The 17,704-nt window shown below is 61.0% G+C and carries 18 protein-coding genes; 16 read left to right on the forward strand and 2 right to left on the reverse strand.

The window, feature by feature from the left end; genetic code table 11:
* The first annotated feature begins 73 nt into the window (after positions 1-73).
* Positions 74-1,081 carry an RNA polymerase sigma factor RpoS gene (gene rpoS / locus CXQ80_RS05535; RefSeq protein ID WP_101317301.1) on the forward strand — a complete coding sequence of 336 codons (1,008 nt, stop codon included), beginning with the start codon at positions 74-76 and terminating at the stop codon, positions 1,079-1,081.
* 499 nt (positions 1,082-1,580) lie between these two features.
* Here rpoS and fdxA read toward each other — a convergent pair whose 3' ends face one another.
* Complete coding sequence (gene fdxA / locus CXQ80_RS05540) at positions 1,581-1,904, reverse strand: ferredoxin FdxA (protein WP_101317303.1); 324 nt, start codon at positions 1,902-1,904, stop codon at positions 1,581-1,583.
* Between the two features lie 140 nt (positions 1,905-2,044).
* Positions 2,045-4,621: a DNA mismatch repair protein MutS gene (mutS, locus tag CXQ80_RS05545; RefSeq protein ID WP_101317305.1), complete on the reverse strand. Its 2,577-nt coding sequence runs from the start codon at positions 4,619-4,621 to the stop codon at positions 2,045-2,047.
* 176 nt (positions 4,622-4,797) lie between these two features.
* Between mutS and CXQ80_RS05550 the strand changes: the two genes are divergently transcribed.
* The 15 genes from CXQ80_RS05550 (at position 4,798) to CXQ80_RS05620 (ending at position 17,686) form a co-directional block, all read left to right on the forward strand.
* Positions 4,798-5,535, forward strand: coding sequence for an XRE family transcriptional regulator (locus tag CXQ80_RS05550; protein ID WP_101317307.1), 738 nt, complete (start codon positions 4,798-4,800; stop codon positions 5,533-5,535).
* 462 nt (positions 5,536-5,997) lie between these two features.
* Complete coding sequence (locus tag CXQ80_RS05555) at positions 5,998-6,345, forward strand: phage holin family protein (protein WP_101317309.1); 348 nt, start codon at positions 5,998-6,000, stop codon at positions 6,343-6,345.
* A 2-nt stretch (positions 6,346-6,347) separates the two neighbouring features.
* On the forward strand, positions 6,348-6,848 hold the full coding sequence (locus CXQ80_RS05560; protein WP_101317311.1) for a hypothetical protein: 501 nt from the start codon (positions 6,348-6,350) through the stop codon (positions 6,846-6,848).
* Complete coding sequence (locus tag CXQ80_RS05565; RefSeq protein ID WP_101317313.1) at positions 6,845-7,405, forward strand: phage baseplate assembly protein V; 561 nt, start codon at positions 6,845-6,847, stop codon at positions 7,403-7,405. Before CXQ80_RS05560 ends, CXQ80_RS05565 begins: the two co-directional genes overlap by 4 nt.
* A 100-nt stretch (positions 7,406-7,505) precedes the next feature.
* Positions 7,506-7,832, forward strand: a complete 327-nt coding sequence (locus tag CXQ80_RS05570) for a GPW/gp25 family protein (RefSeq protein WP_101317315.1) — start codon at positions 7,506-7,508, stop codon at positions 7,830-7,832.
* A complete protein-coding gene (locus CXQ80_RS05575) occupies positions 7,829-8,710 on the forward strand; it encodes a baseplate J/gp47 family protein (RefSeq protein ID WP_101317317.1) in 882 nt (293 codons plus the stop codon). Before CXQ80_RS05570 ends, CXQ80_RS05575 begins: the two co-directional genes overlap by 4 nt.
* A 1-nt stretch (position 8,711) precedes the next feature.
* Complete coding sequence (locus tag CXQ80_RS05580; protein ID WP_101317320.1) at positions 8,712-9,320, forward strand: phage tail protein I; 609 nt, start codon at positions 8,712-8,714, stop codon at positions 9,318-9,320.
* A complete protein-coding gene (locus CXQ80_RS25240) occupies positions 9,313-11,754 on the forward strand; it encodes a phage tail protein (protein WP_101317322.1) in 2,442 nt (813 codons plus the stop codon). The genes CXQ80_RS05580 and CXQ80_RS25240 overlap by 8 nt, the downstream gene beginning before the upstream one ends.
* A 13-nt stretch (positions 11,755-11,767) precedes the next feature.
* Positions 11,768-12,199: a phage tail assembly chaperone gene (locus CXQ80_RS05590; protein WP_101317324.1), complete on the forward strand. Its 432-nt coding sequence runs from the start codon at positions 11,768-11,770 to the stop codon at positions 12,197-12,199.
* Between the two features lie 85 nt (positions 12,200-12,284).
* Positions 12,285-13,451, forward strand: a complete 1,167-nt coding sequence (locus tag CXQ80_RS05595) for a phage tail sheath family protein (protein ID WP_101317326.1) — start codon at positions 12,285-12,287, stop codon at positions 13,449-13,451.
* A 13-nt stretch (positions 13,452-13,464) separates the two neighbouring features.
* Positions 13,465-13,974, forward strand: a complete 510-nt coding sequence (locus tag CXQ80_RS05600) for a phage major tail tube protein (protein ID WP_101317328.1) — start codon at positions 13,465-13,467, stop codon at positions 13,972-13,974.
* 10 nt (positions 13,975-13,984) lie between these two features.
* Positions 13,985-14,287: a phage tail assembly protein gene (locus tag CXQ80_RS05605; RefSeq protein ID WP_101317330.1), complete on the forward strand. Its 303-nt coding sequence runs from the start codon at positions 13,985-13,987 to the stop codon at positions 14,285-14,287.
* A gap of 125 nt (positions 14,288-14,412) precedes the next feature.
* Positions 14,413-16,647 (forward strand): hypothetical protein, encoded by a 2,235-nt coding sequence (locus CXQ80_RS05610; RefSeq protein ID WP_101317332.1) that lies wholly within the window; start codon positions 14,413-14,415, stop codon positions 16,645-16,647.
* A gap of 9 nt (positions 16,648-16,656) precedes the next feature.
* On the forward strand, positions 16,657-17,502 hold the full coding sequence (locus tag CXQ80_RS05615) for a phage tail protein (RefSeq protein WP_101317334.1): 846 nt from the start codon (positions 16,657-16,659) through the stop codon (positions 17,500-17,502).
* Complete coding sequence (locus CXQ80_RS05620) at positions 17,477-17,686, forward strand: tail protein X (RefSeq protein ID WP_101317336.1); 210 nt, start codon at positions 17,477-17,479, stop codon at positions 17,684-17,686. The genes CXQ80_RS05615 and CXQ80_RS05620 overlap by 26 nt, the downstream gene beginning before the upstream one ends.
* Positions 17,687-17,704 lie beyond the last annotated feature (18 nt).

The raw sequence follows: 17,704 nt of genomic DNA on the forward strand, positions 1-17,704 counted from the left end.
GACAGGCTCCAGCGCTGCCACGGAATCAGGTGCCGCTAGAGTCTGAGTTCGAACTCAGCAAAGGACTATAACAATGGCTCTCAGCAAAGAAGTGCCGGAGTTTGACATCGACGATGACCTTCTCCTGATGGAGACCGGCATCGTTTTGGAAACGGATGTGGTGTCAGACGAACCTGCTGTATCTGCGGTTCGGACCAAGGCCAAATCGGCCTCATCGCTCAAACAGCACAAGTACATCGACTACACTCGGGCACTCGATGCGACTCAGCTGTACCTCAATGAGATCGGCTTCTCGCCGTTGCTCTCTCCCGAAGAGGAAGTGCATTTCGCACGGCTTTCTCAAAAAGGCGACCCTGCAGGTCGCAAGCGCATGATCGAAAGCAACCTGCGTCTGGTTGTAAAAATCGCCCGTCGTTACGTCAATCGCGGCTTGTCACTGCTCGATTTGATCGAAGAAGGCAACCTTGGCCTGATTCGCGCGGTAGAGAAATTCGACCCAGAGCGTGGCTTCCGTTTCTCCACCTACGCCACTTGGTGGATACGTCAGACCATCGAACGCGCCATCATGAACCAGACGCGCACCATTCGCCTGCCGATCCATGTGGTCAAGGAACTCAACGTCTACCTGCGCGCTGCGCGTGAGCTGACGCAAAAGCTCGATCACGAGCCGTCCCCCGAAGAAATCGCCAACCTGCTCGAGAAGCCGGTTGCAGAGGTCAAGCGCATGCTCGGGCTCAACGAGCGGGTGTCTTCGGTCGATGTTTCCCTGGGGCCTGACTCCGACAAGACCCTGCTCGATACCCTCACCGATGATCGCCCGACCGACCCTTGCGAACTGCTGCAGGACGATGATCTGTCGCAGAGCATCGATCAGTGGCTGGGTGAGCTGACCGACAAGCAGCGTGAAGTGGTGGTACGCCGCTTTGGTCTGCGCGGCCATGAAAGCAGCACCCTTGAAGATGTCGGCCTGGAGATTGGCCTGACCCGTGAGCGGGTTCGGCAGATTCAGGTCGAGGGGCTCAAGCGTCTGCGCGAGATTCTCGAGAAGAACGGCCTGTCCAGCGAGTCGCTGTTCCAGTAGCGCTGACTGCGTCGAACAACGCCCCGATTTCTCGGGGCGTTTTTTTTTAGCCTTGAGAATGTTGTAGTTGCCACCCTTGTTGCAGCCAGCGTACGAGATTGCTTACGGCCAGCGTAGGAGATTGGCCTATGGGTAAGTAAATCATTGTCGTTTTCAGTAGTTATGAATTCTTAAGTAGCTGATAAATAAAGAATTATTAGACATGTGGAAATATGTCCGCTGTAACAATCAGAGAAATCTCCACGTTGTCTCTTCCGCTGAAATCGCTAGTATCTGAACTGTGCCAACGGACAGGCACAGGCTTTCAGGATGAAGGCCAAGGACATCGCAGGACGCGATTCATCAGGATGATGTACAGGGACAAGCAGGGACTACGGAAAAAAATGTGGGCGGTTCATACCGCCCCTTTTTTTGCCTGCGATTTGAGCTCGCGATTCTCGCCGGGCACAAAAAAAGCGACCCGGGGGCCGCTTTGTTCGAACCAGATGCGCCAAGCGTATCAGCGTTCCAGATCAGCAATCTTGCCAGGCTTGCCATCCCACTCTTCAGCGTCGGCCATGGCATCTTTGCGCTCGGTGATGTTCGGCCAGATCTCCGCCAGCTCGGCGTTCAACTCGATGAAGTTCTCCATGCCGGCAGGCACTTCGTCTTCCGAGAAAATCGCCTGTGCCGGGCACTCTGGCTCACACAGCGCGCAGTCAATGCACTCGTCCGGATGAATGACCAGGAAGTTCGGGCCTTCATAGAAGCAGTCCACCGGACACACTTCCACACAGTCGGTGTATTTGCACTTGATGCAGTTGTCGGTGACGACGAAGGTCATTCTAATTTTCTCCTCAGGCAACGGCTGCATGCCCTTCCTTGCAGGGCAGCACGGTTCACAGGTATATGGCTGCAGGCCAGGCTAATAACCTGCAGCACCAGCAAACCGCGCGGGATTCTACCAGCTTGCGCAGGCAGCCGTTATAACAGGTTCTTCAGTTGATATAGCATTTCGATAGCTTGACGCGGGGTCATGTCATCCAGGTCGAGCTTGCCCAACTTGTCGATGGCAGGATGCGGCAGGCTGGCAAACAGGTCGCTCTGGTGCGGGACATGCGGGTCATGCACAGCTTTGCCTGGGCTGGTTACAGCCTCGCCAGGCAGGCTGGCAGTTTCCAGTCGGCTCAGGTGCTCGCGTGCACGTTGAATCACCGGGCCGGGTACGCCGGCCAGTTGCGCCACCGCCAGGCCGTAACTCTGGCTGGCAGGGCCTGGCAGGACGTGGTGCAGGAAGACAATGCGTTCGTTGTGCTCGGTGGCGTTCAGATGCACGTTGGCCACCAGCGGCTGGCTCTCGGGCAGTACCGTCAATTCGAAGTAATGCGTGGCGAACAGGGTATAGGCGCGCAGTTGCGCCAGGCGCTCGGCGGCGGCCCAGGCCAGCGACAGGCCGTCGAAGGTGCTGGTGCCACGGCCGACTTCATCCATCAGCACCAGGCTGCGGTCGGTCGCGTTATGCAGGATGTTGGCAGTCTCGCTCATCTCGACCATGAAGGTCGAACGGCCGCCGGCCAGATCATCACTGGAGCCGATACGGGTGAAGATGCGGTCGACCAGCGACAGCTCGCAGCGCGCCGCCGGGACGAAACTGCCAATGTGCGCCATCAGCACGATCAAAGCGGTCTGGCGCATGTAGGTCGATTTACCGCCCATGTTCGGGCCGGTGATGATCAGCATGCGCGTGCTGTCGTCCAGGCCCAGGTCGTTGGCCACGAACGGCGTGGTCAACACCTGCTCGACCACGGGGTGGCGGCCTTGCTCGATACGCAGGCAGGGCTCGTCAACAAAGCTTGGGCAGTTCAGGTCGAGGGTCAGAGCGCGCTCGGCGAGGTTGCTCAGCACGTCCAGCTCGGCCAGTGCAGCGGCGCTGTCCTGCAGCGGCGCAAGGTGGCCGATCAAGTTTTCCAGCAGCGCATCGTAGAGCATCTTCTCGCGCGCCAGGGCCCGGCTCTTGGCCGACAGCGCCTTGTCTTCGAAGGCTTTCAGTTCTGGCGTGATGAAGCGCTCGGCGCCCTTGAGGGTCTGCCGACGGATGTAGTCGGCAGGCGCTTGTTCGGCCTGCTTGCTGGGCAGCTCGATGAAGTAACCATGCACCCGGTTGTAGCCCACCTTGAGGTTGGGCAGGCCGGTGCGGGCTTTTTCCCGCACTTCCAGGTCAATCAGGAACTGGCCGGCGTTTTCGCTCATGGCCAGCAACTCGTCGAGCTCGCTGTCGTAGCCGGTCTTGAGCACACCACCGTCGCGGATAACTGCGGGCGGGTTGTCGATAATGGCTCGCTCGAGCAGGCTGGCCAGCTCCGGGTAAGTGCCGGTGATGGCCGCCAGGCGGGCCAGGTGCGACGCCTCCAGATCTGCCATGGCATTTTGCAGCTCAGGCAGGGCGGCGAGGGCGTCGCGCAGTCGCGCCAGGTCGCGCGGACGGGCGTTACGCAGGCCGATCCGGGCCAGGATCCGCTCCAGGTCGCCAATCTCTTTGAGTTGCGGCTGCAGCTTTTCATAGCGATAGCCGTCGAGCAGGCAACGGATCGACTCCTGACGCGCTTGCAGCACCTTCTGGTCGCGCAGCGGGCGGTTCAGCCAACGGCTCAGCAGGCGGCTGGCCATGGCGGTCTGGCAACGGTCGATGACCGATTGCAGAGTGTTGTCACGGCCACCGGCCAGGTTGATGTCCAGCTCCAGATTGCGCCGGCTGGCGCCATCGAGGATCACCGTGTCGTCCATGCGCTCGTGGCGCAGGCTGCGCAAGTGCGGCAGGGTGGTGCGCTGGGTTTCCTTGGCGTAGGTCAGCAGGCAGCCTGCGGCACCGATCGCCAGGGTCAGCTTGTCGCAACCAAAGCCCTTGAGGTCCTTGGTCGCGAACTGCTGGCACAGGCCCTTGCGCGCCGAATCGCGATCGAAGTCCCACGGGGCGCGGCGCCGGCAACCGCGGCGCTTCTCGGCCGGCAGGTCGCGTGGCCAGTCATCCGGGATCAGCAGCTCGACCGGGTTGATCCGCTCAAGCTCGGCCAGCAGATTTTCCCAGCCTTTGATTTCCTGCACGCTGAAGTTGCCGCTGGTAATGTCCAGCACGGCCAGGCCGAACAGCCGCTCATCGCCGAGCACGGCGGCAATCAGGTTGTCGCGGCGCTCATCGAGCAGCGCCTCGTCGCTCACCGTGCCAGGAGTGATGATACGCACCACCTGACGCTCGACCGGGCCCTTGCTGGTCGCCGGATCACCGATCTGCTCGCAGATCACCACCGACTCGCCGAGCTTGACCAGCTTGGCCAGGTAGCCCTCGGCCGAATGGAACGGTATCCCGCACATCGGGATCGACTGGCCGGCCGACTGACCGCGCGCGGTCAAGGTGATGTCCAGCAGCTTGGCGGCTTTCTTCGCGTCTTCGTAGAAGATCTCGTAGAAATCGCCCATGCGGTAGAACATCAACTGGTCCGGGTGCTGATTTTTCAGCCGCCAGTACTGTTGCATCATTGGAGTGTGCGCGGAGAGGTCAGACATTCGGGGCCTTACAGCGTGATTCGGTGGGCGATTTTGAAACCGGCAATGTTACAGACTTTTGCCCGGCGATGCAGGGACGATACGCCATTGGATTGTCGCGCTCTGCCAAGCGCAGGCTGGCCGGTGCGCTGCCGCATCAATTGCATTTGCGCACAACTCGTTGCATTATGCGGCTTATGCAAAAGCGCAACGTAGCCTCCGTACTCAAGACCTTGCTCGACCGCCACGGCCTGTCTCCGACGGAGCTGCACCGGCGCACGGGCGTTCCCCAATCCACGCTTTCGCGGATTCTCAGCGAAAAGATCGTTGATCCGTCAGACAAGCACGTCTCCAAAATCGCCGAGTATTTCGCCGTCAGCACCGACCAGTTACGTGGCCGCGCCGAACTCGGCGAGTCGCGTGAAGCGGCGCAGCCGACTCATGGTCATGCCGACATGAGCGATATCAGCCTGTGGGACGATGAAACCCCCGTCGAGGACGACGAGGTCAGCGTGCCCTTTCTTCGCGAGGTCGAGTTGGCAGCAGGATCAGGAAGATTCGTCATCGAAGAGAGCGAGCGTGCGCGCCTGCGTTTCGGCAAGCGCAGCCTGCGCCACAATGGCGTCCAGTTCGACAACGCCAAGTGCGTGACCGTGCGCGGCAACAGCATGCTGCCGGTGCTGCGTGATGGCGCCACGGTAGGGGTCAATACCGGTAAATGTGCGATCGGCGATATCGTCGATGGCGACCTCTATGCCATCAATCACAACGGCCAGTTGCGTGTAAAGCAGGTGTATCGCTTGCCAACCGGCATCCGCCTGCGCAGCTTCAACCGCGATGAGCACCCCGACGAGGACTACACTTTCCAGCAGATGCAGGATGAGCAGATCAGCCTGCTGGGCCACGTCTTCTGGTGGGGGATGTACGCCCGCTGAGTGAACATCGTCAGAACAAACCCGCTTCGGCGGGTTTTTTTTCGCCTGCAGAAAAGTCCTACAGCCAGCGTGATGCATGGCCTTCATGCATATCAGCAAATCCTCATGTGAAGTTCTATGAATAAATGCATTGACTGCATATGCATATGCGCATAACGTGTTTCTCAAGCCGGGCAGAAACCGGTTGTTGCAAAGGCAGCGATGAACAGGCCTCAACTGTTCAGAGGGTTGGCAACTGGCCCGGGTGTGCAGCGTAAAGCACCACGAACAGTTTTCCGGCGGGCAGGCGGCCGCGGTCGGAGTTAACAGTTTTGGACATGACCGCAGGTGTCACCAGTAGTGGCCTGCGGTTGACCACGCATTACTGAAAAGCCGGCGATGGCGGGCTTTTTGGAATGCCGAGTTTAAGCGTAAACCGACCTGTCGACAGTCGTCGGCGGGCATCACACAGGAGATAGGGCAGTGACGAACGAGCAACAAGCGTTACTGGAAATGCCGCTCTGGCTGGTAATCGTCCTGGCGTTGCTGGGCGGTGTTTCCGGCGAAATGTGGCGGGCCGACAAGGCTGGAGCAAAAGGCTGGTCGCTGGTGCGCCGGCTGGCGCTGCGTTCCGGGGCATGCATGATCTGTGGCGTGTCGACGGTGATGCTGCTGTACGCCAGCGGCATGTCGATCTGGAGCGCCAGCGCCTTTGGCTGCCTGACGGCGATGGCGGGAGCCGATGTTGCCATCGGCCTTTATGAACGCTGGGCAGCCAAGCGGCTTGGGCTGCGCGACGGCGCGCGGGCAGATGTGCGAGAGGAGCCCTGAACATGAGCGAACTGACAACCTTACACGCGGCAGTAACCGCAACCATTCGTAAGGCGATCCCGGAACTTGCGTCAGTCGATGCATATTCATCTGTAGGAAATAGCACGGCATTACCCGCACTGCGCCATGGCGTGGTGCGCATGACGGCCGACCCTGCCCCCCGCGATGGGCGCTCGGTGCTGCTCGCCAGTTTCGAGGCGGACATTACCGCCGCGGATAGCGCCCAGGCCGAGGCGCGCCTGCAAGGCAGCCTCCTGGCAGCGCAATTGATCGACGTGCTGCGCCAGCAGTTCTGGGAGCTGGATTTCGTCGAAGCGAGCCGCAATGTCGAGGCTCAGTTCGACGGTAGTGGCTGGACGGTGCGCTGGGACCAGCCGGTGCTGCTCGGCGAGCCACGCTGGGATTGGCCCGACCAGCCGCCTGGGCAGTTGATGCTGGGGATCAGCCCGGAAACCGGCCCTGGCAACGAGGGCAATTACTTCCCTGCACAGGAACTGTCATGAGTTACTCAAGTTCAATGCACGACCGCATGTTGGCCTGCCTGGTCATCCCTTGCCGCGTCGTGGCGGTGGACCCTGCCGCTGCGCGGGTACGGGTCTCGGATGGCAGCGGCTGGAGCAGCGCCTGGTTGCGCTGGCATGCACTGGCGGCAGGCCAGGCCCGCCACTGGCGCGCGCCAAGTATTGGCGAGCAGGGCGTGCTGTTGAGTCCCAGCGGCGAGCCGGCCCAGGGCACGTTCTTCCCGGGGCTGTATGGCAATGCGGGGAGCCCACCAGATAACCGTGACCATCTTGAAGTGTGGCATTTCGCCGATGGCGGCTCACTGGCCTACGACTGGCAAGCACGGCGTTACGACATCCACTTGCCGACCGGCAACGCCAGCATCCGGGTCGGGGCCAGCACGCTGCAGGTCAGCGACGGCGCCATCAGCCTTGACGCAGCGGCGATCACCCTCACCGGTAGCGTCTCGATCAAGGGCCCGCTGGTGGTCAGCGGCGACATCAATGGTGGCGGCCAGATCATCGACACGGCCGGCAACACGGCCAATCACAAACATTAACAGACCCGCCGATGCGGGTTTTTTTCTGTCAGGAGACTGCTATGCAAACCTGCCCATGGGGCTCGACCATTGCTGTCCGGCCCTCGCCTGGAGGTGCGCCATGATCGGTATGGACCGGCGCACCGGCCAGCCGTTGGCCGGCATCGCCCACCTGCGTCAATCGATTGAAGACATCCTTTCTACCCCCCTCGGCAGCCGCCGCATGCGCCCGGAATACGGCAGCCAACTGCGCCGCTACGTCGACCTGCCGGTCAACGAAGGTTGGAAAAGCGCCGTACAAGCTGAAGTCGCCCGTGCTCTGGGACGTTGGGAACCGCGTTTGCAATTGGAGCGAGTCAAGGTGATTGCGGTAATCGGCGGTCAGGTCAGCATGAGCCTGCGTGGCCGTTACCTGGGCACTGAAGCCATGCTCGAGGTGCAGGTATGAGCCAAGTCGATCTGGCCCAGTTGCCAGCACCTCAGTTGCTCGAAGACCTCGATTACGAGGCCTTGTATCAGGCTGATCTGCAGACCTTTCGCGCGCATCTGGGGGACGCTTGGACCGCACAGCTTGAAAGTGACCCGGTCTGCAAGCTGCTGGAAGTCGGGGCCTACCGCAAATTGCTCAACCGGGCACGCATCAACGACGCGGCCAAGGCACTGCTGTTGGCTTACGCTCAAGGCAGCGACCTCGACCAACTAGCGGCCAATGTCAGCCTGCAGCGTTTGCTCATCCAGGCTGAAGACCGGACTCAGGTACCGCCGCTCGAGGCACTGTTCGAGTCTGACGCGGCACTGCGCGAGCGGGTGCAGTTGGTCTACGAGGGGCTCACCACTGCCGGGCCGCGCAACAGTTACATCCTGCACGCTCGCAACGCCTCGGGACTGGTCGCTGACGCAACCGCCGAGAGCCCGTCGCCCGCGGTCGTCGATGTCACTGTGTTGAGCCTGGAGGGCAACGGTGTAGCAGATGCGCAGTTGCTGGCCCAGGTGGCCGCGTACCTCAATGACGATGACATTCGCCCGGTAGCCGACCGCGTCAGCGTGCGTAGCGCCGAGGTCTTGCCCTACCGCATTGATGCCACCCTTTACATCGCTGACAGCGGCCCTGAGTCGGAGGCGGTGCTCGCCGAGTGCCGTCGTCGGCTGCAAGCCTGGATCAACCCGCGTCGACGCCTGGGCGTCGAAGTTGCACGCTCCGGGATCGATGCACAGCTGCACATTGGTGGGGTCAGTCGGGTTGAGCTCGGCGGCTGGGCCGACATCCGCCCGAGCAAGTCCCAGGCTGCGTGGTGCACGGGCTTCGATCTGAAGCGGGGCGGCTGATATGGACAGCCTGCTGCCGCTCAACCGCACCGCGCTGGAATGCGCCATCGAAGCCGCAGGCGATGAAGATCTCAAGGTCGACTTGCGCCTGCTCTACAGCCCCGAAAACTGCCCGCCGCACCTTCTCTATCAACTTGCCTGGGCCTGGTCGGTCGACCGCTGGGACGACAGTTGGAGCGACCCGATCAAGCGCTCGGTGATTCGCTCGTCGTTCTTCGTACATGCCCACAAAGGCACCCTTGGCGCACTTCGGCGAGTGGTCGAGCCATTTGGCTACCTGATTGAAGTGGAGGAGTGGTGGCAGGCCAAGCCGGCTGCTGTGCCTGGAACCTTCGCTTTGAAGATTGGCGTTTCCGATGCGGGCATCAGTGAGCAGACGTATGCCGAGTTGTCGGCGCTGATTGATGACGCTCGGCCGGTCAGCCGGCATATGACGGGGCTCGCCATCAGCTTGGAAAGCAGGGGCGCGTTATGCCTGGCTACAGCCGTCTTCGACGGCGAAACACTCGACGTATACCCGCCGCAGGCTGTTGACCTTGATGTCAGTGGCGAGATTGGTCGTGGCGGTCGTGATCACACAATTGACTATCTGGACGTTAACTATGGTTGACCAGACTTCGCAGTTTTACGCGATCCTGACTGACGTCGGGGCCGCCAAGCAGGCCAACGCGGATGCCTTGGGCATTGCTTGGACTTTTTCGCAAATGGGGGTAGGTGACGGAAATCCTACCGGCTTGGACAACCCGGCGTTGCCCATGCCGAACTCAAGTCAAAAAGCGCTGCTGAACGAGTGGCGCCGCGCGCCGCTGAATCAGTTGAAGGTCGACCCCAATAACGCGGCGGTGATCATCGCTGAGCAGATCATTCCCGCCGACGTGGGCGGTAAGTGGATTCGCGAAATCGCTCTGTATGATTCGGATGGCGACATGGTGGCGGTGGCCAACTGCCCGCCGACCTTCAAACCGCTGATGAGTCAGGGGTCTGGGCGTACGCAGGTATTGCGCCTGAATTTGTTGGTCACAAGTGCCAGCAACGTGCAGCTCAAGATAGACCCAAGCGTTGTCTTGGCGACCCGAGAGTGGGTAACCGAGGAGCTGGCACGTCAGGACTTCAAATATTCTGTGCTGGCGGCTACCACTGCTCCCATTACCCTCAGTGGTCTGCAGACGGTCGACGGTGTGTCGCTCACGGCAGGGGCACGGGTGCTTGTAAAAAATCAGGCCGCCGGTAAGGACAACGGCCTTTACTTGGTCGTCGCCAGCGGCGTTTGGAAGCGCTGCGCCGACGCTGACACCAGTAGCAAAGTGACGCCGGGGTTGTTGGTCCTGGTTGAGCGCGGCACTCTCAATGGCGATAGCGCCTGGCAGCTGGTAACGGATGCGACCATCACCCTGGGCGTAACGGCTCTGGTCTTTGAAATGGCCTTCGGGCGCACTGGTGTGGCCGCCGGTACTTATCGCAGTGTGACGGTCGATGCTTATGGTCGGGTTACAGCTGCGAGCAACCCGACTACTGTTGCCGGCTACGGCCTGACTGATGTCTACACCAAGGCCCAAATAGACCAAGCGTTGGCCCTAAAGGCGCCGCTTGAGAGTCCCAACTTCACCGGTGACCCTAAGGTGCCTACAGTTGCAGCGACCGACAATGATACGTCTGCAGCTAGCACGGCCTTTGTACGATCGGCAATGGCATTGTTTGGTATTGGGGGTAGCTCACCCGTCGTGTCAGGCAGTCTCGACAGTATCGAATACGGCGGCCTGTATAGCGTCGGCAGCACGACTGTGGGCGGACTGCCTACGGTGACGCCTGCTGTGCCTCAAGGGTCGCAAGTGCTGCACATGAGCTACACCGACGGCCCGTCGCGCAGTGAGGTTCAACTGCTGATTGATCGGATTTATGACCGTCTCTTTTTCCGACGCTGCGATTCGGGTACGTGGAAAGCTTGGGTGCCGATATGGAACGGTGTAGACACGCCGAAGCAGTCAACCATGACCGACCAAACTGCTGGAGCCATCCTCACCGTCGGATCGTTCGGTGTTGGCGCTGGCATCCTTAGTACTGAAGCGAACCTCAATAACTACGTCATTCCGGGTAACTTCATCACGCCCCTCATTGGACTCACCAATCTGCCAGACGGCTGGTCCCCTTCGGCTCGTTATGTGGTGATTGTTGAAGGGTTTAATGCTCAGAACTATCTGATTCAGCGGATCACTGGTGGTTTGGCGAATGGTCAGACGCCGGTTTACGCAAGGCGGACCATGTCCAGCTCCGGCACTTGGACGAGCTGGCGTGATGATTGGCATTCCGGCAACACGCCCAAGCAGGCGAGTCTGGTAGACCCAACGGCAGGAGCAATGCTTACGGTCGGTTCGTTTGGCTGGGGCGGTAGTTCTTTTAACTTCACCGGGAATATCGACTCAATCACAGCAAGTGGGTTGTACATGATCAGCGCTGGCACGCTGGGCACCAAGCCTTTATCAGCAGCCGGCGGGACAGTCGCGGCGGGAACGATTTTCCACATTGAGCGCGGTAGTAGCGTGATGGCTACTCAGATTTGGGACTCGCTCATTGGTAGCGGATCTACAACGCTCTGTTTCATTCGTACCAAAACGGGTTCCGGGTGGACCGACTGGGCCGAGTTGGTGACGACAAATCATCTAGGCACCCAGGCCGAGGTCGACGCGGGAGTCATAGATACCAAGTTCGTGACCCCCAAAAAAATGCGCTTTGGTTTTGCTGCTAGTTTCAGCCAGAACGGTTACATCGCATTGCCGAGCTGGCTCGGAGGGTTTGTTTTGCAATGGGGCTTCATGTCTAGCGCTAGTGCAGCCAGCGGCACCGTCTCCTATATCTTAGAGTTCCCCACAGCGTGTTACGGCGGAATGCTCCAAAGACAATACACAACCAGCGATGGGGGGAGTTTTACGCTCCGAAACCCATCCGTTGGCGCTAACGGATGGACTCAATCGCGGACGGGGTTCACATGGGATTCCACTCAGACGGCGCGTAGCCTCTCGTTTAACTGGCTTGCTATCGGCAAATAATTAAGGAGATTCCATGGAACGTTTCTATAGTCAGTCGACTGGTTGCACTTATTTGAAGTCTCTACACGCCGTAATGCCGGAGGATGTTGTACTGATTGATGATGAGCGTTACGACACGGTTATCGCCAACCCCGAACCCTTGAAGGTGCGCGCGCACGACGGCGAGGGTCGGCCGATATTGATCGATGCGGCGCCACTGGGTGCCATCGAATTGGCAGAGCAGGAGCGCGCATGGCGTGACGGCGAGCTGGCTACACGGCAGTGGCTGCGCGACCGTCACCGCGACGAGCAGGATTTGGACCGCGAAACCACCCTGTCAGCCGACCAGTTCGCCGAGCTGCTGGCCTACCTGCAGGATCTGCGCGACTGGCCCCAGTCAGATCAATTTCCCGTCGTCGAGCACAGGCCGGTCGCGCCGTCCTGGATCGCCGACCAATCCCAATAACGCCCCGCACCGACGGGGCGTTTTCTTTTCCGCTGTTCCCCTAATGGCCTCGCTGACGCGGGGCCTTTTCATATCTGGAGAATCTATGTCTGGCTTCTTTCACGGCGTTACCGTAACAAACGTCGACACCGGCGCGCGCACCATTGCCTTGCCGTCGTCCTCGATCATTGGTTTGGTCGACACCTTCACCCCGGCGCCAGCGCTCGCCGCGCAGCCTAATGACCTGATGCTGATCACCAGCGAGCGCGAGGCGATTGCCGCGTTCGGCCCTGACGCGGCAATCACCAAGGCTTGCCAAGCTGTCTTCACCCGTGCCAAGGCGGTGATTGTCGCCTGCGGCGTGGCCAAGCTCGAGGACGCTGCCGAGCAGACCTCGGCGATCATCGGCGGCACCTTGGCGGACGGCAAGCGGACCGGCCTGCAGGCACTTCTCGATGGCAAAAGCCGCTTCAACGCCCAGCCGCGCCTGCTGGTCACCCCCAAGCACAGCGCGACCCAGGCGGTCGCTACTGCCCTGGTGGCGCTGGCTGACAAGCTGCGCGCAATTGCCATCATCGACGGCCCCAACACCACCGATGAAGCGGTCATCGCCTACGCTGGCGAGTTCGGCGCCAAGCGCGCCTATATGGTCGATCCGGGTGTGCAGTACTGGGACACCAGCAAAAACGCCATGGTCGACGCGCCTGGCTCGGCCTATGTGGCCGGGCTGTTCGCCTGGACCGACGCGGAGTACGGCTTCTGGGCCTCGCCATCGAACAAGGAGTTCGTCGGTATCACCGGCACCGGTCGTCCGATCGAATTCCTCGACGGTGACGAAACCTGCCGAGCCAACCTGCTAAACAACGCCAACATCGCCACCATCATTCGCGACGACGGCTTCCGCTTGTGGGGCAACCGCACCTTGTCGGCCGACGCGAAGTGGGCCTTCGTCACCCGTGTGCGGACCATGGATATTGTCATGGACGCGATCCTCTATGGCCACAAATGGGCGGTCGATCGCGCCATTACCGCGACCTACGTCAAGGATGTGACCGAGGGCCTGCAGGCCTTTATGCGCGACCTGAAGAACCAGGGCGCGATCATCAATTTCGAGGTGTTCGCCGACCCTGAGCTGAACACTGCCAGCCAGCTCGAGCAGGGCAAGGTGTACTGGAACATCCGCTTCACCGACGTCCCACCTGCTGAAAACCCCAACTTCCGCGTTGAAGTCACCAATCAGTGGCTGACCGAAGTCCTCGATTCCGTCGCTTAAGGAGCGCATTTAAATGGCAATGATTCCCGAAACCCTGGCCAACCTGAACCTGTTCGTCGATGGCGTCAGCTTCCAGGGCGATGTACCCAGCCTGACCCTGCCCAAGCTCACCCTGAAAATGGAAGAGCACCGCCCAGGCGGCATGGACATGCCGGTCGAAATGGACCAAGGCATGGAGAAACAGGAAGCGGCGTTCACCACCACCGGCGTGCGCCGCGACGCCCTGAAGTTCTTCGGCCTGGCCGATGGCAGTGGCTTCAACGGCACCTTCCGCGGCGCCTTCAAAGGCCTCAAGGGCAAGATCAATCCGGTGGTAGTGACGCTGCGCGGCGCCCTCAAGGAAGTCGATATGGGCGACTGGAAGTCCGGTGACAAAGCTGAAATCAAGCACAGCGTGGCCGTGACCTACTACAAGCTCGAAGTCGATGGCCGGCTGGTCTACGAGATCGATGCGCTGGGTATGAAGCGCGTGATCAATGGTGTCGATCAACTGACTGCGCAACGCATTGCGCTCGGCCTTTAAGGAGAAGCCCATGGCTCAAGCGAAAAAACTGCCGCAATGGCTGACCCTGAGCGCTGAACGCGTCAGCGTGCAGCTGTCCCGGCCCAGCCAGGCCAACGGCGTCCAGGTCGATAGCCTGTCGTTGCGCGCACCCACCGTGCGCGATATCCGCAACGCCCAGGCGGGCGGCGCCAATGATGACGAACAGCGTGAGCTGAACCTGTTCGCCTCGCTGGCCGAGGTCGGTATCAAGGACCTCGAAGGCCTGGCCCTGAAGGACTACAGCCGTCTGCAGGCGGGCTATTTTCGCCTGGTGCAGGACGACGAACTTTGACCCGGCCCGGCACAAGGCCGCTGCCAAGCGGCTGGCCAAGGAGCTGAACTTTTCCGCGAGCGAAATCATGACCATGTCGTACAGCGACATGGTCTGGTGGCTTTCGGAATGAGCAGGAGTAAGCCATGGCAGAGACAATAGGGCCATTCAACCTGGGGCTCAGCGTCAACTTCAGCCCGCCGTTGGGGGCTGCGCTTGACGCGCTGCGCATCAGCATCGATCTGTTACGCAAGCAAATGGATACCACCCGGCTCGGTCTGATCATCGGCGCGTGGACCGGTGTCGGGCCTGTGCTTGAACCGGGGCGCCGAATCGGCAGCTCGACCGAGCCGAACCCTTCGCAGGGGTCAGAGGCACAGCGTCTGACGCTAGCGCCTGTGAACGATCAGCTGGGTCGCCTGCATCAAAACCTGACCCGGTTGGACCAGGTGATATCCGGCCTGATCTGGGTCAAGCGGCAGGATCAGCCAGCGCAGTGGCGCGCGCCTTTGAAATATCCCCTTGGGACGAGTGCCTCACCCGTGCCAGAGCAGCGCTCCGCTGAGGGGGCGCCGAATCTCGAAACGCCTAAAGTAAGTGGGTCTTTCAGCCCGCCGCTGGGGGCTGCGCTTGACGCACTGCGCATCAGCATCGATCTGTTACGCAAGCAAATGGATACCACCCGGCTCGGTCTGATCATCGGCGCGTGGACCGGTGTCGGGCCTGTGCTTGAACCGGGGCGCCGAATCGGTAGTTCGACCGAGCCGGATCATTTGCAGGGGCCAGGCGCACAGCGTCTTAAGCTAGCTCCTGTGAACGATCAGCTAGGTCGCCTGCATCAAAACCTGACCCGGCTGAACCACGCAATTTCTGGACTGGCTTTGGTCGATCAGCGGACATCCAGCTCGCCGGCGGATGACTCATCCAAGTCGCAGCAGCGCTCCGCTGCGGGAGCGGAGGAACTCGCACCGGCTGCGGCGGGAGAGGCTGAACAAGCCAATACGCTGCCAGTGTATGCGGCAGTTGCCACCATTGTTGCTGGCGTAGGCCATGTATTGAGCCAACAAGCTCCCGCAAAGGATCAACAGCAGGCGGTAAAGGCCGGGAAAAAAGTTTTCAAGGACAACGCGTTCGAGGCTTTGCTCGGTGTTGGCAAGGCATGGGCCACAGGCGAGGATGGCAAGGAGCAAGCCGAAGAGGTTGGTGCAGTTGCGGGAGGGTTCGGCGGGAAATTAATCGGAACAGCATTGGGAGTCCTCTTTTCCAAGAAAGAGCGAGTTCAACAGCGCTCCGCGTCGGTCGGCAGCGCCTTGGGTGAGGTGTTGGGTCGACTGGTAGGCCGCGACGTGTTCAATTCTTTCCAGGACCAGCCAAAGTCGGCTGCTGCCAAAGCCCAAGCAGCCGCGCAAGCAGATGAAGCAAACCCCGCAGTTGCAGGGCAACAGGGACAGGAGCCACACGATAAGAAAGTTGAGAGGAATACGACGTCACCGAAACTTGACTGCAGTTGTCTAGGCCGCCTGGGTCAGTCTGCAGTTGTTCCTACTGCCGTTACATTTGGCCGTTCGTCCGCCCGGCCGCGAGCAGCTGGACTTGGTCGGGCGCTCAGTCTTGCGGCAGCAACAGCATTCAGTGTGATGCCAGTCAAAGATCGGCCCGCTGCAACACCTGCTCGTTCAAACAAAAAGCGTGGCCGGAAAAGTGCTTCAGGTACTGCGCCAGGCCGGTCGCGACGTGGCGCTGCCAAGGTCGGCACTAGCTCACCTCTCGGCCTGCCACAGACAGTCTTGAAAAAGCTGCCAGGCCTGGCGCTGCTGGGCACCACCCTTCAACTCGCCGACACCTACAGCAGTAATGCCACGCCTGAGCAGAAGCTCGAAGGCTATGGCACTGCTCTGGGCGGCTTGGGCGGAGGCTTGGCCGGCGCTGCAGCGGGCGCTGCAATCGGCTCGGTGGTGCCGGTGATCGGCACTGCTATCGGCGGGCTGGTCGGCGGCGTTTTGGGGAGCATGGGTGGCGAGCAGGTTGGCGGCTGGTTGGCCAGGCTCGTGACCTCAGACACCCCCCCAGCAGAGCAGGCTGCGGCCCATCGCGAATCCGACCCGGCGACATCACTTGGAGACGCATCCCGATCGTTGGCCGAGTGTGCCAAGCAGCCAACGCTGTTGACCGATCCCGCACAGACCGCGCCAACAGCACCCACTCCCACTATCAATCAGCAAGTCACCTTCACCGCCAATATGCCGGTCACCTTCAACAACAGCCTCTATGACCCCAGCACGCTGCACCAGTTGGAGGCGATAGCCCGTGGTCAGCTGGAAGAGCTGATGCGTCAGGCCCGCGCAGTGCAGATGTTTGAAACACCCCACGTTTCAATTTGAGGACCACTCATGAACTATCAGGAACAGCTGCAGGCTGGCCTGCACGCGCTGGTCAAGGCGGGCGAAGCGGGGCGTCGGCGGGCCGACGCCATGCTCGAGCCGATGGATCAGGCCATCGACCATGTACAAGGCGCCGTCGCCAGCCTGGAGGGTCTGCCGGTAGTGGGGCCGGCGATCGGTGCGCGCCTGCAACGCAGCTTGCGCGCAATCACCTCGGCCCAGGCCAAGGTGGCCAAGGTCATCGACAAATACGATCAGACCCTCAGCGTGGTGCGCCAGGTGCGTGATCGCCTCGGCACCTTCGCCGAGCAAGTGGACAAAGCCGGGGCCGCGGTGCGTCGGGTGGTGGGGGGAGTGCGCGCGGCAGTTACCGGCGCACTCTCGACCCTAGGCTTCGCCCCCGACAGCACCCCGGCAGCGGAGGCGGTCAAGCCGTTTGCCCACCTGCTGGTGTTGCAACCGCTCAAGCCCGGCGCCGCGGCGTACTACTTCAACCTGGATACCGCCGCGTTCGACCAACTGCGGCGGCAGACTCGCTTTCGCTGGGCGGGCCAGGAGCGCCTAAGCCGCGCCAGCGCGCAACAGGCGGTGGGCCTCGGCGAGGAGACCATCAGTATCCGTGGGGCGATCTTCCCCACCTTCAAAGGCGGGCTCGGCCAGTTGCAGGCACTGCGCAGCATTGGTCGGCAATTGCTGCCGCTGTCGTTGATCAGCGGGTACGGCGAGGTGCTTGGCAACTGGTGCCTGACCAGCGTTGAAGAAGAGCAGAGCAGCCTGCTGGCCGGCGGAATCCCGCGTAAACAAACCTTCTCACTGGAGTTCATCAGCTATGGGCAAGACCTGCATGACGTCTGAGGGGGACCTACTCGACAGCCTCTGCCAGCACTATTACGGCCACCTCAACGGCAGCGTCGAGGCAGTCCTGGCGGCCAACTACGGCTTGGCAGATGAGACTCAGCCGTTTGCCGGCGGGGTGCTGATCAGTCTGCCAGACCTCCCGCACGCCGCTGCCGGCACAACGGTCCAGTTGTGGGACTGACCCTGCTTCGGAGCCACC

This window comes from Pseudomonas sp. 02C 26 (assembly GCF_002843585.1).
Taxonomy (GTDB): domain Bacteria; phylum Pseudomonadota; class Gammaproteobacteria; order Pseudomonadales; family Pseudomonadaceae; genus Aquipseudomonas; species Aquipseudomonas shirazensis.